The sequence below is a fragment of the Paenibacillus sepulcri genome (genome assembly GCF_042647105.1).
GTDB classification, from domain to species: domain Bacteria; phylum Bacillota; class Bacilli; order Paenibacillales; family Paenibacillaceae; genus Paenibacillus_Z; species Paenibacillus_Z sepulcri.
The window spans coordinates 2,244,444-2,267,045 of record NZ_JBHRUP010000001.1 but is presented as its reverse complement, the minus strand read 5'-3'; the positions used below and the strand labels follow the sequence as shown (position 1 = coordinate 2,267,045).

Sequence of the window (22,602 nt, the reverse complement as noted above, 5' to 3'; positions counted from 1 at the left end):
GCCATCCCATGAAAAGTCGATAAAACAACGAAGGAGCGCATAGCAGCGCTGATTTGAAATAACAGGAGGGTATAACGATGCCGCGTGTTCTATCAGGTATTCAGCCGAGCGGCCAATTAACGCTCGGAAATTACATTGGCGCTATACAAAATTTTGTGAAGCTGCAGGAGACCCATGAATGTTTCTTTATGGTCGTCGATCTGCATGCCATTACGGTACCGCAGGAGCCTGCTGCGCTTCGCGAGCATATTGAATCCGTAGCATCGCTGTTTGTCGCGGCCGGGATTGATCCGTCCAAAGCGAGCATTTTTGCGCAATCGCAAGTGCCCGCCCATGCCGAGCTGGGCTGGTTGATGACAACGCTGGTCTCGATGGGCGAGCTGGAGCGGATGACCCAGTTCAAGGACAAATCGGCAGGCAAGGAATCGGTTGGAGCGGGGCTGTTTGTTTATCCGGCGCTGATGGCGGCCGATATTCTGGTGTATAATGCCGATCTTGTACCGGTGGGCGATGACCAGAAGCAGCATTTGGAGCTGACACGCGACTTGGCCCACCGCTTTAATGGGCGTTTCGGGGATTATTTTACGATTCCGGAGCCGTATATTCCAAAACTTGGCGCCCGCGTTATGTCGCTTGACGACGTCTCGAAAAAAATGAGCAAAAGCAATCCGAATCCGGCCAGCTATATCGCTTTGCTGGATCCTCCGGATGTAATCCGCAAAAAATTCAGCCGGGCTACAACCGATTCCGGCCGAGAGGTGCAGTTCAATCCGGCCGAGAAGCCGGAAGTGAGCAATCTGATGACGATTTACTCTTATTGTGCGGACATTTCACTGGATGATATCGAAGTGCGATACGAAGGACAAGGGTATGGAGCCTTCAAGAAGGATCTGGCCGAGCATGTGGTTGCGAAGCTTGAACCGCTCCAGAAGAAGTATGCGGAGATCCGCAGCTCGGGAGCGATTCACGATATTCTGAAGCAGGGAGCAGAGCAGGTATCGGTGATCGCGAACCAGACAGTGCGCGATGTGAAGCAGCGGATGGGTTTTCTTCTGCCCCGCTGATGGAAGCAGGCAATAAGGGAAGAAGATAAAGACAGATAACGCCGCTAGCCAGGGTTCTCACCCTTGCTTGCGGCGTTTCATTTTGGCGCTGACGACGAATCCGAGGCCGATACTGCCAATCATCAGAACAAACAAGAGAGCGGCTATCCATCCATTATAGCTGATGGCGATAGCGGTAGCGCTCATAAGCAGCACCGAAAAGACGGCAAAAAAAAGGGCTAGCGATTTGGGCATTGTGTCATTCTCCTTGGAAAAAAAGAAATTCTTAAAAGTAAGCATATTCTTCTCACTATCGTATCATAATAAGTTTGCAACACACCATTGTTAGAGGACGAAAGGAGAAATTCACATGGCAGGACAATCTCGCAGCAGCAATACATTGGTCGTACCTCAAGCAAGCGCAGCTTTGGATCAAATGAAATATGAGGTAGCGCAAGAGCTTGGCATCCAAATCCCTCAAGACGGTTACTATGGCAACATGGCGACTCGTGACGCTGGTTCGCTGGGTGGTTACATCACCCGCAAGCTTGTGCAAATCGCTGAACAACAACTGTCTGGTGGTCAAGGCCGCTAAGCCCGAAAGGTCTTAGCTGATTTCGATCTCCACAAAGTATCAAGCTCAAGGGAAACCTTGAGCTTTTTCTTTTGTGTTTCTTTCCCCGCACATCAGCGTCCCGCAAAACAAGGACCCCTCCTATTGTGCAAGAAGGGGTCCGTCCCGTCAATACGTGTTCATTCGCAGCCGCTTTTGCAGGCGCTCTTCGCTAAGCCAGCCCACATAGGAGCCCAATGTGCGATAATCATTGTCCATCAGCAAAACGCCGACAAAAGGATATTGTTTGCGATGGCGGTAACGAACATCGCACCAGCGTACTTCATACCCCCAGGAGTGCTCCTTCACCTCTGCACATGCGTAAGAGGTGAAGTAAAGGAAAGCATCAATGGACGGATCGTTCCGCGAAGCGTCAACCGCCGGATGCTCGGTACCCTTGGCCCGGTCAACCCAACGGAGCTGGCCGCGGCGGAAGTCGCCGATCATGTAACAGCCGTCAGCCCTTTTCTTGACCACATTCCATTCATGTATGGAAACCGTTGGAATCAGGGTGAAACGATCGCCTTCATGACAATCGGTATCGATTTGCCGCATTCGTTTCGTGAGAAGGCGATGGGCTACGGTACGCCAAATGTAGTAAATAATCAGAACCCCGTAAAGAAAGGGGAAAATATAAGCGGGATCGGCCAACTGCAGCGCCCAGATCAGAATAGCGATGACATGCGTTGTGAAGATAAATGGATCGAATATATGGATGATGTTCCATGATATCCATTTTTCCGTAAACGGACGCATTGCCTGCGTGCCGTACGTATTAAACAAATCTACAAAAACATGGACTACAACAGCCAGCAGCACCCAGCCTCCCAGATGAAGCCATGGGATGTTGAAGCTGAAGAATGATTGTATCAACAGGGTAATGAGAATCGTCCAAATCGCGATCGCCGGCAGGGAATGGGACATGCCGCGATGATTTTTAATATAAGTGGCATTGTTTTTGAGTCTGAGAAATCCATCGAAATCCGGTGCTTGCGACCCGACTACCGTACCGATGAGAACGGCGGCATAAATCGTATGATCGGAGGCGACGACCGGGTCGATGGAAGCGAGCCCGGCAAGTCCGAGTCCCATGACCAAATGCGTCCCACTATCCATGAACATTCCTCCTAAAAGGTTTCTGCGTGACTTCCAGGGTGGCAAACTTTGTAAGAGCAGAAAACTACATCGGAAGCATAAACTAAGGTTTCTGCGTGACTTCCAGGTCACTCATTTCATCATTATTGATTGGTCATTGTGAATTCCACAGACAAGAAGGTTAGGTGTCTGCTCCCCTGTAGCATACACTAAGTTTCCAGCAAATGCATCTATCCCCTGGCAAATTGGGCGACAGCGGAAGGCGGATGCGTTTTAAATATAAGAAAGTATAGATCGGGTCTGTACGCGCTTATATTTATGGAATGAAGAAACCTGGTTTAGCCGCCAAAGTCCGGAATCGGCTGTTTCTTCTTTGAGAAGTGGTATACTTCTATATTGTACGTATTAGTATTTTCTGAATCTGTAGTTCTTATAACGAAGGGACGAAATTTCATGCATATTTGTTTCGTGGAGTATCAAATTTCTGAGGAATTTATTATGGACTACCGGTCATGGGCAGCCATTCAACAAGCGGAATTCAATGATTTTCAGCTGTATGAGGGTACGGATCAGCCGCTGCTGTTTGTGGAAGTGTGGGAGGCTCCGAACGAGGAGGCTGCGCTTGCCATAAAAAAAGAACGCTGCAGTGAGCGTTCCTCATGGTTTACAATGTCGCAATGGGTACAAGGCGGAGCTGCCCGTATCCACGCATGGACGTTTCGGCCTGTTAACGGTCGCCTGTAAGGGTACCAGACGATGTTTCGATTCTTGTAGCCGTTGCGGGAGTGGTGTTCGTAATGGTCTGACCCTGGAAGGTATAGGCATAATTTATGGGACCGTCAAAGGTGACGTAGTCGAGATTGAGCGTCAGCAGCAAGTAGCGCATGCCCGTTGCGGGATCGCTAATAATGATATGATCGCGGCCAGCCGCCTCGATAATGCCTTTGAAAATCTTAGCGTTCCATTCCGAGTTGTTTTCATAGGTCATGTAGATGGTCGCCATTTTGCCGCGGTTCATCCTAATAATGTTTTCTACATAGGATTCCTCATTAATCGGAACCGTTATTATATTACCTCCGGCCGGTGTCACAATTGATCCGCTGGGGACATTGGGAGTCGTCGGCGCAGATGCCATTTGCATCTGAGCGGTCATGGGAGCCATCGGCATTTGCATTTGGCCGGCGGTCATGGGCATCATCGGCATTTGCATCTGACCTGCAGTCATGGGCATTTGCATTTGGCCGGAACCCGGCATGGTTTGTGTACTTGGTTGGTAAGGATAATTATAGTTATAGCCGGGGTAGCCGCCTGTGCTGGCTGGGCTTACCATGTTGCTGCCGTAACCGCCTGTGCTGGCGGGGCTAACTGCCGTGCTGCCGTAGCCGCCTGTGCTGGCGGGGCTAACCGCCGTGCCGCCGTAGCCGCCTGTGCTGGCGGGACTAACCGCCGTGCTGCCGTAGCCGCCTGTGCTGGCGGGACTTACAGCATTATTATAGTCGTAACCGTAGGACATGTCTCATTTTCCTCGCTTTCATCACTTCTTCAAACCATTCAGGAGCATCATTCGCTCCATCAAATCTTCATCAATAAACGGATGGACAATTCTCCTGAGTTGGGGCGTAAAAACAGTGTGCCTTGAACCTGCCGACGTGTTGCTGATCATACCAGGTGTTTGGACAGTCTGCGGCAGGACGAAAATACCAGAGGGCATTTGTCGCCGGCCACCGGCGTTCGCCGTTGATCACGCGCTGGGCAAGCCTGATTTCGCTGTCGCGGGCCTTTTGGTAGAAATATCCTTTTTGGGTCGCTTCAAATCCCCCCGGACTTTGGTACACCATCTGGGACATTGTGCGAATATTTCGAAAATCGATGCAATTGCCTAAAATTCGATTGACTCCGACATTGCCGACCATCAGCATGCCAAGGTCGCCTTCACCCTCCGCTTCTGCGCGTATTAGCCGGGCCAGCAGCCTGGCATCTGAGGAATTCGTTTTAATGACTGCCATATCTGAACCATCCCACTTCCTTTCGCAAGAGCTGGGCGTTTAACCACAATGACAGTGTATTGAGCAATAGGCGAAAGGGTTCCATTTTTTTCGAAAAGGGCAAGCCTCTGTGAGAGAATTGATAAGGCGTTTTGTCAAGCGGTGTCAATATAATGAACAAGGGCTGCGAACATTGTCAACTGCTTGTTTTTTCGGTATGATTAGGACGGTTTTAAAACACAGATGATGGGTAGTATACGCCCATAATGGGATCGGAACGGGGAGGCAGGCTGTGCTTAAAGAATATGTGGCCTTAACAAAGCCGGGCATCATTCGCCTTAATGCGTTTGCGGCGTTCGGTGGCTTTTGGGTCGCTTCCAAATGGGATCATATTGATTGGTTGCTTCTGATTTATATGCTGATCGGCTCGGCGCTCACGATGGCGTCGGCTTGTGTCATTAACAATTATTGGGACCGCGAGCTGGACAAGAAAATGGAACGTACCCGGAACCGGACACTTCCCATGCAGCGGATGAATCCGACCAAGGTGCTCATCTATGGGATCGTGCTGGGGGTTATCGGGATTGCGGTGCTGTTCACGCTTGTTAATCCGCTTACCGGCTGGCTTGGGCTGCTTGGGTTCTTTGTTTACGTGATTGTGTACACTATGTGGCTGAAACGCACCTCAACCTGGAGTACCTCCATTGGGGGAATATCCGGGGCTATGCCTCCTGTTATCGGCTATTGTGCCGTTACGGAGCAGGTCGATGCGGGAGCCTGGCTGCTGTTTGCCCTGCTGTTCCTGTGGCAGCCTGCGCATTTCTGGTCGCTTGCGATCAGGCGCGTTGACGAATACCGGGCCGCTGGTTTTCCGCTGCTGCCGGTTCTGAAGGGAATCCGCCGCACCAAGCTGCAGATGATTCCTTATACGCTGCTGCTGATTCCAACGGGCATTCTGATGTACACCTACGATTACGCCGGATATTTTCTGCTTGTTATTTCCATCGCCGGTGGTGTCCTCTGGACAGTGCATACGGCAATGGGACTTTCGGCGAAGGATGACACGAAGTGGGCCAAGACGAATTTCTTTATTTCCATTAATTATTTAATGATTGTCTTTTTTGTGATGATCCTGGATACCAACGGCATCGGATAACACATCCGGGGATTGCGTAAACAAGGGGGAACGTAAGCGGATGGATTTTGTACGAAAACATGCCTTCAAGATTGCGGTGCTGGCGCTTTGCGCGGCGATGGGCATTTATTTATATGTCTCTTCTAATAAAGAAGCCGGACCTAATCTGGATCAGAACTATAAAGCGCCGAGCTTTGAGCTCACGGATCTGGACGGCAATAAAGTGTCGCTTGAGAACACCAACGGCAAGGTGCGGGTTATTTATTTCTTTTATTCCAATTGTCCGGATGTTTGTCCGCCGACGACCTATCTCATGAGCGAGGCCCAGAACGAGCTGAAGGAGAAAGGGACATTCGGCAGCGATGTCGAGTTTCTGTCGATTACGTTCGACCCGGTGCGGGACACGACGGAGACCATCAGGAAGTTCGCGGGTAAATTTGATGTGGATGCAGCCGGCTGGAAATTCCTGCGCGAGGACAGCGAGGAAGATACCAAGCAGCTGATGAAGGATTTTGGTCTTGGTCTGGTGAAAGATGAGAACGGTTATTTCACGCATGCGGATGCCATTACCTTCGTGGACCGTACTGGCAACGTGCGCAAAGCCATTACGGGATCGATCACGGACACGCAGGCAGACGATGTTGTTAAAATTGTCAACGCGCTTGTGAAAGGCTAGGCGCCATGACAATTTTCTGGTCCGTATTAGGAAACAATGTGCTCCCGCTGTCGGTCATGATTGCCATTGGCGTCACGCTGCAGCGGGCTTTTTCTTTGGACATCAAGACGCTCTCCAGACTTAACTTCTATCTGTTCTCGCCCGCCATTATCTTCAAACTATTATATACTACGGAAATTTCGCTTGGGGTTATCGGCACGGTCCTGCTTTTTTTTGTCATTTTTATGGCGCTGATGTTTGCTGTCGTGGAGGCCGTAGTGCGTCTTCGGGGGCTTGAGGGCGGCATGCGGGGAGCGATGCGCAACAGCGTTCTGTTCTATAACAGCGCGAATTATGGTATTCCGCTGAATCAGCTCGCTTTTGCCGCCAATCCGTTTACCCTCTCGGTGCAGGTGCTCATTATGATGATGCAGTCCCTGCTGCCCAATACATGGGGGATATACAGCGTTAATGCCCATAGGAGCAGCGGCCGCAAGATCGTGAAAACGATAATCAGGCAGCCGGTTATTTATGCGATTCCGCTTGCCTTTCTTATGCGCGGCTTCGATATTCCATTGGCCGGCTTTCTGCAAACGCCGCTTGATTACTTGGCTAACGCGTTTACTGGAACGGCGCTTATTACGCTTGGCGTTCAGATTGGCAGCATGCGATGGTCCTACAAGGATCTGATGCTTAAGGATGTTCTGCTTTCCTGCGGCGTAAGGCTGATTATCGGGCCCTTGCTCGCTTTATTGGTGGTGTGGATGATTGGAATAGATGGCATTATGGCAAAGGCGCTCATTGTGTCCTCGGCTGTTCCGACCTCGCTTTCAAGCGTCCTGCTTGCCGTCGAATTCGATAATGAGCCGGAGTTCGCTTCGCAGGTCGTGTTTGTTTCCACTTTCCTGAGCATCATCACCGTGACATTTGTTATCTTTATGCTGCATATTTGATACATGCAATCATTGGTCTTCTTTTCGCCAGGGAGCGGGGTTTGGGGCAGGGTACAGAATGTACGCCTCCAATCCCGCTTTTTCGAATTGCTCGATCAAATATTCCTCTGGGGTTTTCTCGACACCGTGGTAGCCTCTGCGGGTGTGAATATGTTCGGCATCGGGAAATGCGTCCCGCAGCATGCCCCGTATACGTTTGCCGGAGGAGTCGTTATCGGTGAAAATATAAGGCTGCTTGTCCCCCACCTGGCGGCGCAGCTTTTCTAATTGACCGGTTCCTGGGGTGCCATAGGTGCAGTATATGGGGACGTCCGGGTTGAGCACCCGGCGGATCCGGCTGCGGTCGTTTTTTCCTTCTACAATGATCGCGATATGCATGTGGCGAACATCACCTCTTCCGACATTGTAACCGATTCTTGATGGAAAATAAAAAGAAGGCTTTGCCAGCCGGCAATGCCTTCTTTTTTAACATATAAGAAATCATAAAATTCTATCATACTTAGCTTAAACTTCCGATGGAAGAAACTTGCTGGGCCAAAGGACGGCGAAGTTACGTTTCTTCTAATGAGAAGTGATTTGAAGGGCAAATGGCAGTTCTAGTACCAAGAACCGCAGATGATAATGACAAGCAGGATGAAAAGGACAAGAATAATGCCGGTTGAGGTAAATGCGCCGCCGACGTATCCACGTTCCAAGTTTTCAGACATTGAGAAGTCACCCCTCTTTCAGTTCGTATCCTTAGGAGATTGGCTTCGCCTGGGTGAAAAGACTATAGCCATCTGCCACGATGTATCTTATGCCTATGGTTATTACCGGCCCTGTGCCTTTACCCAGTTCTTGAAAAATGGGCGGGGTTCTTCCCCATTCGCAATGTATAGAAAGGCAGTACGGACACAGCGATCATCAAGGCAATGAAGGCGATGTAATACGGGGATACATAGCTCCGAAGCTGACCTGCAAGCATAGGACCGAGAAATGCGCCGACGGAGAAAGCAATCGACAAAATGGAAAAGGTGCGCCCGTATCTCACACCGCCGCTTAGCTCGATGAGAAGAGAGGAAATGGCCGGAAATATAACCCCTTTAGCCATTCCCAGCAGCAGAAGCAGCATGTAGAAAGGCAACGGCGCACCGGCTGCTATGGCGAAATAAACCAGGGCCAATGCAAATGCTCCCCATAAAGAGCGCATAAACGGTGATAAACGGTTCAGAAAAAGCATGCTGAGCGTAATCAACGCCCCCAGACTCACAACAGAGAACAGCAGGCCCGTTGTCATCATCGCTTCCTTCGTCGTCCCCATTAGCGGCAGTTCGAATGAAAGAATCCCCTGAGCGCATGCCATGGCAACCGGGAGTGTGTAAATCAGCCAGGGGACCGGCGTCATGGGAGGTTCATCTGTTCCTGCCGTTACTGCAGAAGGAGAGGAATCCGGAGGCGAAGAAGCCTTTTTCCAGCTTGAAGGCAGCTCGCGTATGAATATCAGAGCGCAGGCGGCAGTTCCGATCAGGATCCACCCGAGTACATAAAAGGCAGTCGTAAAGCCGATTTGTGCGACCAGATATGCCCCCACTGCCGGTGAGATGACGGAAGCCAGCGTATGGACCAGCCCATTGCCGGCCATCAGTTTGCCCTGCTTGACCCGGTCGCTTGCAATCCTCGCAAGCAGGGACATGCAGGCAGGTGAAAGAAACGCCAGCACAAAACCGCTTATAGACCGCAGGACGAGCAGCTGCCAGGGATCGGTGACCTTCGATTGTAGCAGCAGAATACCTCCTGCCGCCGCAAGACTGAATACAATGAACAGCCGGCTCCCGTACCGGTCAACGCCATAGCCTGCAATCACATTGCCCGGAAGATGCGTCAGCGAATACATTCCCATCATCAGCCCGATAAAGGAAGGCGCTGCGCCAATGGATACGGCAAATGGAGTCAGGATTGGATATTGGGCATGCAGATCGAAAAAAGCGACGAACAAAAACAGATAAAGCCATATTGCGGTTTTCAAATTGTTACCCTCCTTCGAGTCGCGCGTGCGTAACCATATGTTACTACTTGTACGCTTGGATAAGCCTCGTTATGTCAGAAGCAGGGAGGAGGGCTTGATTTGAAACTTTTTTCGGTATTATTCGTCTTAAACTAAAGATGGAACAACCGTGCCGATGATGGGAAATCCATTGTAAATACTCAGGTTTACGCCTATATACGCATAGGGTATAATATTTTATGTTCGGACTTTTCAAGGTATATAATGGGGGAATCGGCGTATGGCGTTTGATTTTAATTACGATACGGATACATGGATCCAATTTTTGAAGGATAACTGGGTCATTCTTCTAATCGGGCTGGTGGTATTATTTATCGTCGTTCGTATCGTCAAGACCGTTGTCAAATGGCTGATTGTAGTGGTGATTTTAGTGGGCCTGGTCGTGTACAGCGGCTATTCGCTGGAGGATCTGAAGTCAATTGGCACGACAGTGACCGAGAATGTCAAGCAGGAAGCCATTACGGCGATGGCCGGAGAAGCCGAGGACGCGACCTATACGTCCAATAGCGACGGCACTTTCACCATCACCACGAAGAATTTAAGAATGGACGGCAAGCCTGGCGACAACGAAGTGAAGATCTCCTTCAGAGGGGCTCCGCTTGGCACCTGGAAAATCGATGAAACCATTCAGACATTAATTGAGGCAGCAAAGAAAAACGCTTAGCGTGTATGCTGCATACCGGATTATTGAGTCTATGCTATTTGCCAAAAACGATGAATGGTGCACATGAAGCTGCGTTTTTTCAGAAATGTTTTAGAATATGCTTATGAAGCAGCGTTGTTTCAAAACGCTTTAGGAGGAAGCTCATGAACACATGGGTTCACGCCCTGTTGGAACCGGAACCGGTGGCGCTCATGGTTCTGCTCGTTTTGCTCGGCTCGCTTATTCAAGGTATGAGGAGAGGTGCGTCCGGTTCTGCGAGGCGCCTTTTCTTTTTTATATGGCAGGCGGCGGCTGTCGTTTTGTCTTTACTGCTCGCCGGGAGGGCTGCCAACTGGCTCTCTCCCGTGGTAAAGGAATGGTTGATCCGAAGCGGGATTCAGGTGCCGCAGGAGGAGCTCAGCTCCTGGAAGCAGCTGTGGTACACCATGGTGACCAGCCTCCGGGATTTTGAACTGCTGCGCTTCGGAGTGCTCTTCCTGGTGTGCTATCTGGTGTTCCGCACGATGCTGGGATGGCTGGAGCCTGTATATGGCCTTGTTTTCCATAAGCTCTCGGACTCCCGGGAGCACCCGGACGGCAGAGGGGAGAAGCTGTTCTCGAAGACGGCCAGCCGTACCACGGGAGCGGCGATTGGAACGCTGCTTGGAGCAGGCCGGGCATTTATTATTATCGCAGCGCTTTTCGTATATGTAACCGCGATTCCCGGGGGGCCGCTGACCGAATCCATCCGCGCGTCGGCATTCTATAACAAGACCGCAGACGAGCTGCTTGATCCCGTAGCCGGCGATGTGCTCCGCAGGGGGCCGGTCTTCACAGAAGCGGTAGGGGTGGAGTTTCGCCGTATTCTGCAGCGCAAGTATGAAGTGATCGACTCCAATGTACCGGCCAATATCGAACAGGCGGCGGCAGCCGTCACGGCGGAGGCCAGGACGGACCAGGACAAGGCACGGGCCTTATACGATTGGGTTGGCTCGCGGATAGCGTATGACTGGGACAAAGCGGACAACTACGAGCAGAACGGCGTATGGAAGGAGCAGACGCCCGTTGAGACCTTTAACAGCCGTCTCGGGGTATGCATCGATGTAGCTCGCCTGTACGCGGTCATGGCCCGCTCAGTTGGTCTCGAGGTGCATGTCGTCACCGGTCAGGGCGCTACCGGCGCAGGCTATGGACCGCATGCCTGGAATGAGGTCAGACTCGCGGATCAGGGCGGAGCATGGATTCCGCTTGACGCAACATGGGCCTCGTCAGGCGATTGGTTTAATCCGGACGGTTTCGCAAGCACCCATATTCGCGATGTTTAATCAACCTTGAGAGGAGGCATAACGGCCATGCAAGAAGATCCGAAGAAGCGGGCGATTTCGAACCGGCGGCATTTTGCCTTCCGGTTGAACTTATTCTTTTTTGCTACTTTTTTCCTGTTCAGTGTACTTATTGTGCGGTTGGCTATTCTGCAGTTCGTGGAAGGACCTTCGCTGAAAGAAGTAGAGACCAGCGGAGAGACGACTGAAGTCAAAATCCCGCCTATCCGGGGCAATATCTATGATTCCGGCGGAGCGCCTATCGCCTATTCGACCTCCACCCAGTCGCTCTACTACACCATTGAGTCGGGGGATGAGAAGAAGGTCAAGGAGAAGGCGATTGCCTCGGCCAAAGAAATGCTGAAGGTGTTCAATGAACATGGGGATCCCAAGGTGGCCATGACACTTGCTCAAATCGAGGAAAACATGGACCTGGACCACAAGAAGAACACCTATGCGGTGCCCAGACGGATTAAGGCCGGTTTGACCAATGAAGAAATCGCTATGTTTCTGGAGAATAAAGACAAGTATCCCGGAATCGATATTCTCGAGGAAAGCATCCGTCATTACGACACTTCAACCTTTGCCGTTCAGCTTGTCGGCTATTTGAAGAAGTTCAGCGGCGGAGCGGAAAATAATTTGTACAAAGACAAAGGAGACATCACCGATCCGCTGCTGGAATATCTGCCGCAGGAGGATGTTGGTTTTGACGGATTGGAATATATGTACCAGGATGAGCTGCGCGGCAAGAACGGCCTGAAGCTGTATCCCATCAATGCAGCCAGACGAATTATCGGTCCGCCTACCATTACCAAGCCTGAGAAAGGTGACGATCTCTATTTGACGATCAACAGGGCCGTTCAGGAGAAGACCGAGCAGGCGATTATGGATCAGCTGCATTATCTTCAAACAACTTCTTCCTCTGAACATGCAGCCAACGCCAAGACCGGCTATGCGGTGGCGATGGAGGTAAAGACGGGCAAGGTCATCTCCATGGCCAGCATGCCGGATTACGACCCCAACATATGGGAGGGCGGACGGATAGGGACCGACGATTACGACAAAATCAGCGCAGTGCTCCAGAATGGGACGATCAGTCCGGTCATCGGGCCTTACAAGGATAAGAAGGAGCAGAACAAGCATCCGTCCTCGGTCGTCTTCCTGGGTTCCACCCAGAAACCGTTATCCATCCTGATCGGACTTAATGAGAAGCTGTTTACGACCTCATCTACTTATCAGGATACGGGGGCATTCTATTACGGCCAGGAGGGCAAGTACCGGCGGAAAATAGGTAATGCCCACGGTCATGCATATGGAACGCTGGATCCTTCGCTTGCCATTACGAGATCTTCCAACCCCTTCATGGCCAAGATGGTCGGGAATGCTTTATATGAAAAAGACGGCAAGAAGGGCGTAGATATATGGGACAGCTACGTGAAGCAGTTCGGGCTTGGCGTGTCTACAGGAAGCGGATTGCTGAATGAGAACACCGGCGTTATCGGGTATTATCACGAGCTTGAGGCGGCAAGTGCCCAATCGGCTTTGATTTTTGCTTCCTTTGGCCAGATGGGACGTTACACAACGCTGCAGCTGGCACAGTATACGGCAACCCTTGCCAGCCACGGCAAACGGATGAAGCCGCAGTTTGTAAACAAGATCACTGACAGCGAAGGCAACCAGGTGCAAGGGTTTAAACCTGAAGTGTTGAACACAATTGACATTCCTAAGGCGTATTGGGACGAAGTGGAACGGGGCATGGCAAATGTCGACGTTCCCGTCTTCAAGGATACTCCATACAAGGTCATGAGAAAAACCGGTACGTCCGAGCAGCAGGTCAGCGGGGGGAAAGTAGTCGATAACGCGGTATTTATCGCCTATGCCCCGGCCGAGGATCCTGTTCTGGCTGTTGCGGTCGTCGTGCCGGAAGGCGGATTCGGGTCGGCAGGAGCGGCGCCGATCGCCCGCAAGATTTTTGACGCGTATGATGAAGCGGTTGGTCTGGATGGTGTTCCCAAGAAACAAAGCAACACGACAGATACAACAAAAGATTAACAAGATGCAACAACAACTGTACAAGAAAGAATAGCGCAGTCATGCCTTGAACACGTTATAATGAATATTGCGAGCATTTTTACAAGGGGCGCCGGCAGGCCCCCGATGGTTGGGATGCAGATGGTTTAGGAGGTAAGGATGGGAACAATCAAACTGATCGCGCTGGATATGGACGGTACGCTGCTTAACGAAATGCAGGAAATAAGCAGTGAGAATGCGGAATGGATCCAAAAAGCGCTGGATGCGGACATCATGGTGTGCTTTGCGACCGGCCGCGGCTTCCAGAGCGCGCTGCCTTACGCGGAGCAGCTCAAGCTCGATATGCCGATGATTACGGTCAACGGCGGTGAAATATGGCGCAGACCGCATGTGCTTCACAAGCGCTCGCTTATGCCGGCAGCGACAATCAAGAAGCTCCATGAAGTCGCGCTGCGCCATGAGGAAACCTGGTTTTGGGCCTATGCCGTAGAAGGGATTTTCAATAAAGAGCGGTGGATCGAACCGTCGGACAGCTATGACAGTCAGCATTGGCTCAAATTCGGCTATTTTACCGAGGATACGGAAATGCTGGACCGGATTTATAAGGAGGTTTCCTCATGGGGCGGCATGGAGATTACCAATTCCTCACCCTCCAACTGGGAGCTCAATCCGGAAGGCGTGACCAAAGCCAGCGCGCTCCGCGAGCTGTGCGGCGTGCTGAGCATTGACATGTCGCAGGTGGCTGCAATGGGAGACAGCTTGAATGATATTGCCATGATTCGCGAGGCGGGTCTGGGTGTGGCTATGGGAAATGCCCAGGATGTTGTCAAAGACGCGGCAGACGCCGTTACGGTGACTAACAATGAGCATGCCGTAGCGCATCTCATTCGGGATTATGTGCTGAAGGGGTGACAAGCGGTGGACATCGCCGGTTGGATAATCGTAGTCATTTTGTTTGTGGTGGGGATGGCCGGTGCTATTTTTCCCATCCTGCCTGGCGTGCTCGCGATCTATGCCGCTTTTTTCGTGTACGGCTTCTTCCTTTCCTTTGAACCCTTCGGGTTCTGGTTCTGGACAATCCAAACACTGATTCTGGCCGCATTGATTCTGGCGGATTATGCGGTCAGCGCCTGGGGAGTGAAGAAATACGGGGGCTCGAAGGCATCCGTCATCGGCAGCACGATTGGCATTATTGCCGGGCCCTTCGTTATTCCGGCTTTCGGATTGCTTCTTGGTCCTTTGCTGGGGGCCGTCATCGGGGAGCTGATTGTCGGATCCACCTTCAATAAAAGCTTGAAGGTCGGATTTGGTGCAGTCGTGGGGCTGTTCTCCAGCATGGTTGTCAAAATCATTTTGCAGCTTGCCATGATTATCTTGTTCTTTATCTGGATCTAAAACATTTGGGAGGCGAGAGGAATGTTGAAAGTAACGGTTTGGAATGAGTTTCTGCATGAGAAGGAAAGCGAAGAGGTAATGTCGGTTTATCCGGACGGCATACATAATGCGATCGCGCAGGGAATTGGAACGGACGGCTTCGAAGTCCGCACCGCCACCATGGATCAGCCGGAGCATGGGCTGACGGAAGAGGTGTTGGCCGGAACGGACGTGCTTGTCTGGTGGGGCCATAAGGGACATGATCAAGTGGCCGATCACATTGTTGACCGTGTACAGGCGCGCGTACTTGGCGGCATGGGACTGATCGTGCTGCATTCCGGGCATTTTTCAAAAATCTTCAAGAAGCTCATGGGAACAGGCTGCAATCTGAAATGGCGTGAAGCCGACGAGAAAGAGCGTATCTGGGTCGTTAATCCGGCTCACCCGATCGCTGCCGGAATTCCCGAGCAGTTTGTGCTTGAACGCGAAGAGATGTACGGGGAGCATTTCGATATTCCTGCTCCGGATGAGCTGGTGCTTGTCAGCTGGTTCGAGGGCGGAGAAGTATTCCGCAGCGGCTGCACGTTTTTCCGCGGACAAGGCAAGATTTTCTATTTCCGTCCTGGGCATGAGACATATCCGACCTATTACAATGAGAATGTGCTTCAGGTTATCCGGAATGGAGTCCGCTGGGCTGCGCCTACCCATGCAGCAGCGCCGGTCCGGGGCAATCACAAGCCGCTCGAGGAAATTAAAGCGAAATAAATTTTTACGTGCGGGGAGATTTGAGAGCAGCTCATGGTTAAAAAAGACTCCTTGATCAAAGGAACCATTATTCTGGCGGCCGCTGCGCTGGTAGCCCGTTTCTTGGGGATATTCCAGCGTATCCCGCTGGATAATATGCTCACTGTTGACGGGGGAAACTATTTCAACGTCGCCAATAACATTTACCTGATGCTTCTTATTATTGCGACAGGCGGAATACCCAGCGCCATCAGCAAGATGGTGTCGGAGCGTTATGCTCTGGGGCGTCCCGCCGATGCGCAGCGCATATACCGGGCGGCGCTATGGTTCGGGGCCATAACAGGCCTTGTTGTTGCCAGTCTGCTGTATATATTCGCACCGTTTATTGCTACCCAGATATCACAGCATCCCGGGGCGGATATTTCCATTCGGGCAATTGCCCCTGCATTGCTGCTGTTTCCTGTTATTGCGATGATGCGTGGTTATTTCCAGGGCCGTCAATTTATGATGGCCGGCGGAATATCGCAAATCGTGGAGCAGTTTATGCGGGTATTGACGGCAATTGGACTTGTCGTGCTGCTGCTGGCTTGGGGCTGGAGCGACCGCTGGGTTGCCGGAGCGGCTACTTTCGGCAGCGTACTGGGCAGTGTAGGGGCTTTTCTGGTCATGCTGTTTTACGCCGGAAGGCTCAGGAAGCAGGATGCCGCAGAAAGTCCCGACCGGTCGAACCAATCGCGGAAGGCGCCCGGCAAAGCCTCAAACGGCTCGATGCTGTCTTACCGATCCATTTATAAAGAACTGTTTTCGATTTCGGTACCGATCGTAATTGCAGCTATGACCGTCCAGTTTATTTATAACTTTGATATTTTGTTGTTCAGCCGGCTGACGGATGCTTTCTATGCATCGGATGATGTGGGGAAGCTGGCCAGCAAATGGCTGGGCTTCAGGGCGCAAGGGATTGCCGGCATACCGCCGATTCTTGCCATTGCCCTGAGCTCATCGATTATTCCGGTCATCTCCTCGGCTTATTCCATCCGTAACATGAATGAAGTGCAGCGTCAAACCTCACTGGTTATGCGCATTGTTGTATTTACCGGCGTACCGGCAGCGCTGATGCTGACGATAGCATCCATTTCAGTAACAGGCTTTCTGTTTGACGGTACGGGCGGAAGCGGGCTCGTAGCGGCTCTGACAGCGGGTACGATTTTTCAAATTACGATGATGACGAGCAATTCGGTCCTGTTCGGCCTGGGAAAACCGCGTTTGCCTATGCGTCACACCCTGATTGGGTTGGCATTGAAGGTGGTGGCCAGTCTGCTGCTTGCGCCTCTTATGGGGGCGTATGGACTGATTCTGTCCTCCACGTTATGCTTCGTCGTGATTGCATATCTCAACCTGAGAGCAATCCGCAAGGATGTTCCGCTCAAGGTTCTGGGCAGCAGCTGGACAGGCTACAGCATCACAATTGTCCTGTCGGCAGCAGCGGGGTGGCTTGTCGATTTCGGCGGCAGACATCTGCTGGATGCCCTTCCTGCGAAGCTGATGTATCTGATTTCGGCTGGAGCCGCAGGAGTTGTGTCGCTCGGTCTTTATGTTGTTTTGCTGGTTCTGCTGCGTGTGGTAACAGCTGAGGATGTCCGTCAATTTCCAGGGCCGCTGCGCAAGCTGTTAAACCCGCTAATGCGCATAATGGCGCGCTCCAAGAGTGTTGGAAGCAAGTGAAATAATCTTCCATTATTCCCCTCTCCATGGTAGAATAGGCATTAGTCTTTTTACCCATGGAGAGGGGTTTTTTGAGTTGAAAAAGTGGAAGTGGAGTGGGAAAGCAACAGGCTTGGCGCTGCTTGCGCTGACATTGGTCATCGTGGCGGGCTGCCAAGCGCTTGGCGGTGTGGATTTCAATCAAATGCTCAAGCAATCTATCAAAGTCTCTACCATGGAAGGCAAGCAAAATATTGAATTCAAGCTGCTTCTTGCCGACGGCGCCCTGGATGGGGCGGACGAAGATGAAACGGAGCTGCTGAAATGGATTTCGCAAATTAATCTTCAACTGGATGATATAAAAATATCGGACAACGGCCGTATGTCCGCAGAAGGTAAGCTTATACTGAACAGCAAAAGCATAGGCTTCTCGCTTAAAGCCGACGAGAAACTTGTTGAACTGGATCTCGAAGGCGCCAAGCAGCCGTTCGTCATTCACTTGGATGGTGAACTGCTGAGTGAATTTACCGGTACTGAACTTGATTCGCAGGTATCCGGCACTCCGGCTGATAAAGAGGCTCTGGCAGAGACGGGCAAACAGATTATTGATATTTTCAGCGGTTATGCCATTGATAATTTGCCGAATCCAAGCTCGCTGACGGTTGATCCGGGCCAGGAGCAGGTAAATGGCGAAACCGTAAGCGGCATGCGCGTCCACGCCGAATTGAACGGCAAAGAATTGTGGAGCTGGGCTAAATCCTACGTTGACGCCTTGTTGAATGATGAGGAAGGTCTGAACACGATGATTACGGGCGTGCTGGATACGCTCGCGGAACAGACGGATCTTCTGGGATCGCAAGCCGGAGAGAGCATCTTTGGAAGCCTTCCGGAGGAAGATGAGAAGACAACGGCTGTAGAGGAAGCGTCAGCGGGTATCCTTGAACTGCTCACTGAATTGAAGGATGAGATGGATCAGGCTGATCCGGAAATGCTGGCGGAGATTCTGAGCGAAGAGACCTATATCAAAACCGATCTGTTCGTGGACACCGAGCTTGATATCCGTAAATCAACTGTTGAGGCTTCCATTGTTCCACATTTTAGCAATCCTGCCGCAGCTGATACACAGAATAACGAAGAGCTTGCGGGCGTTGAAGACGAACTTGCCGATTCTCCTCTGAAAGGAATCTGGATCAAGATGTCGGGTGAAACGTGGAATGTCAATGGAACGGTAACGCCTGCTGCTCCTGTGGATTCCGATACTGCAATCAGTGAAATGGACCTCGGAAACATGGAAGGCTATCAGTTACTCCGTCAATTTGACAACAAGTCCGTCATGTATGATCTGCTTCGCAATAGTGCGCATATAACCAGACAAACCGTAGAATTCAATCCGGATTACAGCGATAATCTTGCCATCAGGACTCCTGCCGGTGTGACAATCATACCACTGCGCGATACAGCGTCAGAGCTGGGAGCGACTTTGACTAAAGACGCTGCGACAGGTAAAATTACTGTATACGACGATGCGACCCAAACTACAGTGATTTTGAAAGTAGGAAGCAATCAGGCCGTCGTGAATGGAAAAACGTTAAAATGGGCTTTTCCGGCAACAGTCATCCAAGGGGTCACTTATGTATCAGCCCGTGATCTTGTGAAGGCCTTGGGCGGAGAGTTGAGCTGGCAAAGCTGGTACGAAGATAATGACATGCTGGTTATTAACCGCGAGCCATAAAGGTTATGCTTGCATGAAGAAAGGTGTGCTTGTGCAATGGAGATCATAAAAACCGATGAGGCGTTCCGAGAGGCTGTTGCTTCAACAGCCCCGATTACTGTGGCTGTGTTCAAGACGACCTGGTGCCCGGATTGCCATTATATTGAGCCTTTCATGCCGGATATCGAGCAAAAGTATGCGGACAGCATTCACTTTATACAGATTGACCGCGACGAGCTGCCCGATTTGTGCGGGGAATTGAATATTCTTGGCATTCCGAGCTTTATTGCTTTTCAGAATAATCGCGAACTCGTGCGTTTTGTTAATAAGCTTCGCAAATCGCGTGAGGAGATCGAGCAGTTTCTGGACCGTGCCCTACAGGTGGCAGGAGCCTTGAACAGCTCACAAGCGTAACAAACATTGCCCGCAAGCTAGCCGGATTATCCGGCGGCTTGCGGGCTTTTTCTTTGTCCGCTTTCACCCCTGTCGCCACGGGAAGCAGTGTTGCTCCTTGGGCACAGGAAGAGTGGGAGGAATCGTCCTCAATCGTAACTCATTTGTTTTCTCGCCTTGCTGTGCTGATTCGGATTATTCTGGTTAAGCTTTGTAAAACCTGTTAATAGCTTCATTTCGTTGTGTGATTCAATAAATGAAGCACGGCCGGCAAAAGGTGAATAATAACCCTGTGAAGCACGATACATAATTGGTTTTGTATAAATGATGTCGGACCAAAACGGTCACATTTTCAACATGGTATTTGGCCAATGAGTCCGCTATAATTGGGAAGTTGATTGAATTCTTTTGGAAGCAAGGTGATGAGATTGACCCCAAACCGTTACCGTGCAATTGCTATCGCGGCGTGCATTGGAATGTTTCTTGTACTGATCGCAGGTTCTTTGGTAACCAATACGGATTCCGGGAGAGGCTGCGGAACGGATTTTCCACTATGCAACGGCAAGTTTATTCCGGCTTATACATTGGAATCATTAATTGAATATTCACATCGGCTGATCAGCGGTCTGGTGGGCATGCTGGTGCTGGCCGTCTTTATCGCCACATTGATGCTTTACCGCCGAAGAACAGAGGCTGTTATTTATGCCAGTCTGGCTGGATTCTTTACGCTGCTGCAGGCTGTTCTTGGTGCCATTGCAGTTGTATGGGAGCAGTCCGCAGCCGTACTGGCGATGCATTTCGGATTTTCCATTCTGGCTTTTGTCAGTACCCTGCTGCTGGTATTTTGGACAGGCAGAGTTCGGCGTGGCACGATTGAGGACAGGCCGCTCGCAGCGGTGCCCCGTTTGGTTTTCCGGTTCGTGCTTACTGTGCTTGTCTACAGCTATGTTGTAGTATATCTTGGCGCCTTTGTCCGGCATACGGACTCTTCAGGAGGCTGCCAGGGCTGGCCGCTATGTAATGGAGAATTTATCCCTGCGATGGAGGGGGCGACCCGGATTGTCTTTATCCACCGCCTGGGAGCACTCGTCCTGCTGATTTTAATTGTGTGGCTGTGGAGGTACGTGAGCCAGGTTTGTTCCAGAAATCCGGAGCTCCGCCGTTCGGCCACATGGGCTTTCGTTTTGATTTGCGCGCAAGTCGTCAGCGGCGCAGTATTGACGGTTACCCTGACGAACGCGGATTTATTGGTGTTTACGAGTATCCTTCATAATATTATTGTTTCCTTCTTGTTCGGCATATTGGCCGACTTGATGATTCGTGCTTGGAAATGGCGGGAAGGACGTGGCTAAAAAATGAGTTTTGCTGACTTAAGAGGCTTTATTGAGACGCTGCGCCGAGAAAATGATTTGGCGGTGATCGATGCGCCAGTTGATCCCTATCTGGAAATTGCTGAAATCCACCGCCGCGTTATTGATCAGGGCGGTCCAGCGCTGCTTTTCACAAATGTGAAAGGCAGCGCTTTTCCCGTTGTGACCAATTTATTCGGTACGATCCGCAGGGTGGATCTTGCTTTTGGCCCTCGCCCGGAGGCTTTTATGAAGCAGGCCGTAGGGGCTTTGGACCGAATGCTGCCTCCAACGCCCAAAGCTATCTGGGGCGAACGTTCGCTGATCTGGGATGCGATGAAGGTTGGTCTCAAGCCGACCCCGGCATCATCCGCTCCCGTGCTGGGTGCATGCAGGCGGGAAAGGCCGCTTGAGGGATTGCCGGCGCTGACAAGCTGGCAGCTTGACGGAGGGCCTTTCGTCACGCTTCCTCTGGTCTATACGGAGCATCCCGAGCATCGCAAGCAGCATAATCTGGGTATGTACCGGATGCAAATATTCGATGATTCGACAACAGGCATGCACTGGCAAATTCATAAGGGCGGCGGATTTCATTATCATGAGGCGGAGAAACGCGGAGAAGCGCTGCCTGTCTCTGTTTTCCTTGGCGGACCGCCGGCATTGATTGCGTCGGCTATCGCTCCGGTGCCCGAGCATTTGCCTGAGCTTCTGCTGGCTTCATTGATTACCGGGAGCAAGCTGCCGGTTGTGCAGGATCCTTACGGCATTCATCGTATTCCGGCGAATGCGGAATTTGTCATTAGTGGAAGCGTTGCCCCGCACACCAGACGGCCGGAGGGGCCGTTTGGCGATCATTATGGCTATTATTCCTGGACTCATGATTTCCCGGTGTTCGATGTCAGTCATATGTGGCATCGGAAGGATGCCATATACCCGGCAACAATTGTAGGCAAGCCGCGTCAGGAAGATTATTATCTGGGTGATTTCCTGCAGCGTCTGCTCTCACCGGCTTTTCCGCTGGCGATGCCGGGCGTGAAGGATTTGTGGACCTATGCGGAAACAGGATTCCATGCGCTGGCTGCAGCGGTAGTACGGGAGAGTTATTCACGCGAGGCTCTGACAACCGCGTTTCGCATACTCGGAGAAGGACAGCTTACTTTGACTAAATTTCTGATGGTAACGGATCAGCCGCTTGATCTGGCTCAATTCGACCGTCTTCTCGAAACAGTGCTGGAGCGGTTCAGGCCGGAGACGGATTTGTACATCTTCGATAAAACCTCGCATGATACGCTGGATTATACGGGCGGCAAGCTCAACCGCGGCAGTAAAGCCGTCATGCTGGGCGTTGGTGATCCTGTAAGGGAACTGCCCGGGGATTATGATGAAGGCCCTCTGGATGAGATTGACGGCATCGAGGTATACTGCCGTGGCTGTCTGGTCGTATCAGGCGCGTCTTTCGTGGAAGAGCCGAAGCTTGCCAATCGGCTGCTGGAGCGTCTTCAGGAGCGCGGCACGCGGTGGCCCCTTGTCATTCTGGCTGACGATGCCGCTATCGCATCTGCCCAAACACCGTTCCTCTGGACGGTATTCACGCGCTTCAATCCGGCAGACGACATCTACGCCGGGACAGTTGTTCTGCGGCATCATGTCGGCTATGAGCTGCCGCTTGTTATTGATGCGCGTATGAAGCCGGGATATCCGGATGAGCTTGTGGCGCGCGAGGATATTGTGGAGCTCGTGGACCGCAGGTGGAAAGAGTATTTTCGCTCATAAGTTGGCTGCTTGAGCAGCGCATTTTCGGGGAAACCTAC

General features: G+C 51.4%; 24 protein-coding genes. 17 read left to right on the top strand and 7 right to left on the bottom strand.

Translation table 11 applies throughout. The annotated features are described in order from the left end of the window. The first annotated feature begins 77 nt into the window (after window positions 1-77). On the top strand, window positions 78-1,064 hold the full coding sequence (gene trpS, locus ACFOLF_RS10025) for a tryptophan--tRNA ligase (protein ID WP_210038371.1): 987 nt from the start codon (window positions 78-80) through the stop codon (window positions 1,062-1,064). Window positions 1,065-1,121: 57 nt separating this feature from the next. Here the strand turns inward: trpS and ACFOLF_RS10020 are convergent, their stop codons facing one another. After that, window positions 1,122-1,298, bottom strand: coding sequence for a DUF5325 family protein (locus ACFOLF_RS10020; protein ID WP_210038372.1), 177 nt, complete (start codon window positions 1,296-1,298; stop codon window positions 1,122-1,124). Window positions 1,299-1,413: 115 nt separating this feature from the next. Here ACFOLF_RS10020 and ACFOLF_RS10015 point away from each other — a divergent pair, with 115 nt between their 5' ends. Next, complete coding sequence (locus ACFOLF_RS10015) at window positions 1,414-1,638, top strand: small, acid-soluble spore protein, alpha/beta type (RefSeq protein WP_210038373.1); 225 nt, start codon at window positions 1,414-1,416, stop codon at window positions 1,636-1,638. A gap of 147 nt (window positions 1,639-1,785) precedes the next feature. On the opposite strand, the gene ACFOLF_RS10010 is transcribed toward ACFOLF_RS10015, so the two are convergent. Beyond that, entirely contained in the window at window positions 1,786-2,772 is a 987-nt protein-coding gene (locus ACFOLF_RS10010) for a metal-dependent hydrolase (RefSeq protein ID WP_210038374.1), read from the bottom strand. A gap of 432 nt (window positions 2,773-3,204) precedes the next feature. Here ACFOLF_RS10010 and ACFOLF_RS10005 point away from each other — a divergent pair, with 432 nt between their 5' ends. Further along, on the top strand, window positions 3,205-3,495 hold the full coding sequence (locus ACFOLF_RS10005) for a hypothetical protein (RefSeq protein ID WP_210038375.1): 291 nt from the start codon (window positions 3,205-3,207) through the stop codon (window positions 3,493-3,495). Here ACFOLF_RS10005 and gerQ read toward each other — a convergent pair. After that, the gene (gene gerQ / locus ACFOLF_RS10000; protein ID WP_379113946.1) at window positions 3,479-4,264 is read right to left on the bottom strand and encodes a spore coat protein GerQ; all 786 of its coding nucleotides are present in this window, start codon (window positions 4,262-4,264) and stop codon (window positions 3,479-3,481) included. The genes ACFOLF_RS10005 and gerQ overlap by 17 nt on opposite strands. Before the next feature lie 70 nt (window positions 4,265-4,334). Further along, window positions 4,335-4,757, bottom strand: coding sequence for a cell wall hydrolase (locus ACFOLF_RS09995; RefSeq protein WP_210038376.1), 423 nt, complete (start codon window positions 4,755-4,757; stop codon window positions 4,335-4,337). A 271-nt stretch (window positions 4,758-5,028) separates the two neighbouring features. Here ACFOLF_RS09995 and cyoE point away from each other — a divergent pair, with 271 nt between their 5' ends. From cyoE to ACFOLF_RS09980, 3 genes are read left to right on the top strand one after another with little or no spacing between them, the layout of a single operon-like run. Next, window positions 5,029-5,892 (top strand): heme o synthase, encoded by an 864-nt coding sequence (gene cyoE / locus ACFOLF_RS09990; RefSeq protein ID WP_210038377.1) that lies wholly within the window; start codon window positions 5,029-5,031, stop codon window positions 5,890-5,892. Between the two features lie 40 nt (window positions 5,893-5,932). Next, window positions 5,933-6,547, top strand: a complete 615-nt coding sequence (locus tag ACFOLF_RS09985; protein ID WP_210038378.1) for an SCO family protein — start codon at window positions 5,933-5,935, stop codon at window positions 6,545-6,547. A 5-nt stretch (window positions 6,548-6,552) separates the two neighbouring features. Then, entirely contained in the window at window positions 6,553-7,479 is a 927-nt protein-coding gene (locus ACFOLF_RS09980; RefSeq protein ID WP_210038379.1) for an AEC family transporter, read from the top strand. Window positions 7,480-7,488: 9 nt separating this feature from the next. Here the strand turns inward: ACFOLF_RS09980 and ACFOLF_RS09975 are convergent, their stop codons facing one another. From ACFOLF_RS09975 to ACFOLF_RS09965, 3 genes are all read right to left on the bottom strand, one after another. Continuing rightward, window positions 7,489-7,857 (bottom strand): DNA primase, encoded by a 369-nt coding sequence (locus ACFOLF_RS09975; protein ID WP_210038380.1) that lies wholly within the window; start codon window positions 7,855-7,857, stop codon window positions 7,489-7,491. Window positions 7,858-8,075: 218 nt separating this feature from the next. After that, a complete protein-coding gene (locus ACFOLF_RS09970) occupies window positions 8,076-8,186 on the bottom strand; it encodes a YjcZ family sporulation protein (protein ID WP_379113948.1) in 111 nt (36 codons plus the stop codon). Window positions 8,187-8,305: 119 nt separating this feature from the next. Beyond that, window positions 8,306-9,484, bottom strand: coding sequence for an MFS transporter (locus tag ACFOLF_RS09965; protein ID WP_210038381.1), 1,179 nt, complete (start codon window positions 9,482-9,484; stop codon window positions 8,306-8,308). Window positions 9,485-9,743: 259 nt separating this feature from the next. On the opposite strand from ACFOLF_RS09965, the gene ACFOLF_RS09960 reads away from it, so the two are divergent. The 11 genes from ACFOLF_RS09960 to ACFOLF_RS09910 all read left to right on the top strand — a co-directional run bounded on the left by ACFOLF_RS09960 (window position 9,744) and on the right by ACFOLF_RS09910 (window position 22,564). After that, window positions 9,744-10,187, top strand: coding sequence for a hypothetical protein (locus ACFOLF_RS09960; protein ID WP_210038382.1), 444 nt, complete (start codon window positions 9,744-9,746; stop codon window positions 10,185-10,187). A 143-nt stretch (window positions 10,188-10,330) separates the two neighbouring features. After that, window positions 10,331-11,491: a transglutaminase domain-containing protein gene (locus tag ACFOLF_RS09955; protein ID WP_210038383.1), complete on the top strand. Its 1,161-nt coding sequence runs from the start codon at window positions 10,331-10,333 to the stop codon at window positions 11,489-11,491. A 27-nt stretch (window positions 11,492-11,518) separates the two neighbouring features. Next, a complete protein-coding gene (locus ACFOLF_RS09950; RefSeq protein ID WP_210038384.1) occupies window positions 11,519-13,540 on the top strand; it encodes a peptidoglycan D,D-transpeptidase FtsI family protein in 2,022 nt (673 codons plus the stop codon). Between the two features lie 138 nt (window positions 13,541-13,678). After that, window positions 13,679-14,431, top strand: a complete 753-nt coding sequence (locus tag ACFOLF_RS09945; protein WP_210038385.1) for a Cof-type HAD-IIB family hydrolase — start codon at window positions 13,679-13,681, stop codon at window positions 14,429-14,431. A gap of 6 nt (window positions 14,432-14,437) precedes the next feature. Next, on the top strand, window positions 14,438-14,914 hold the full coding sequence (locus ACFOLF_RS09940) for a DUF456 domain-containing protein (RefSeq protein WP_210038386.1): 477 nt from the start codon (window positions 14,438-14,440) through the stop codon (window positions 14,912-14,914). Between the two features lie 21 nt (window positions 14,915-14,935). Beyond that, window positions 14,936-15,658: a ThuA domain-containing protein gene (locus tag ACFOLF_RS09935; RefSeq protein ID WP_210038387.1), complete on the top strand. Its 723-nt coding sequence runs from the start codon at window positions 14,936-14,938 to the stop codon at window positions 15,656-15,658. A 33-nt stretch (window positions 15,659-15,691) separates the two neighbouring features. Then, window positions 15,692-17,359: a putative polysaccharide biosynthesis protein gene (locus tag ACFOLF_RS09930; protein WP_210038388.1), complete on the top strand. Its 1,668-nt coding sequence runs from the start codon at window positions 15,692-15,694 to the stop codon at window positions 17,357-17,359. Window positions 17,360-17,435: 76 nt separating this feature from the next. Next, window positions 17,436-19,070, top strand: a complete 1,635-nt coding sequence (locus ACFOLF_RS09925; protein WP_210038389.1) for a copper amine oxidase N-terminal domain-containing protein — start codon at window positions 17,436-17,438, stop codon at window positions 19,068-19,070. Window positions 19,071-19,106: 36 nt separating this feature from the next. Beyond that, window positions 19,107-19,463 carry a thioredoxin family protein gene (locus tag ACFOLF_RS09920; protein WP_210038390.1) on the top strand — a complete coding sequence of 119 codons (357 nt, stop codon included), beginning with the start codon at window positions 19,107-19,109 and terminating at the stop codon, window positions 19,461-19,463. A 401-nt stretch (window positions 19,464-19,864) separates the two neighbouring features. After that, window positions 19,865-20,794, top strand: coding sequence for a COX15/CtaA family protein (locus tag ACFOLF_RS09915; protein WP_379113950.1), 930 nt, complete (start codon window positions 19,865-19,867; stop codon window positions 20,792-20,794). A 3-nt stretch (window positions 20,795-20,797) separates the two neighbouring features. Continuing rightward, window positions 20,798-22,564, top strand: coding sequence for a UbiD family decarboxylase (locus ACFOLF_RS09910; RefSeq protein WP_210038391.1), 1,767 nt, complete (start codon window positions 20,798-20,800; stop codon window positions 22,562-22,564). Window positions 22,565-22,602 lie beyond the last annotated feature (38 nt).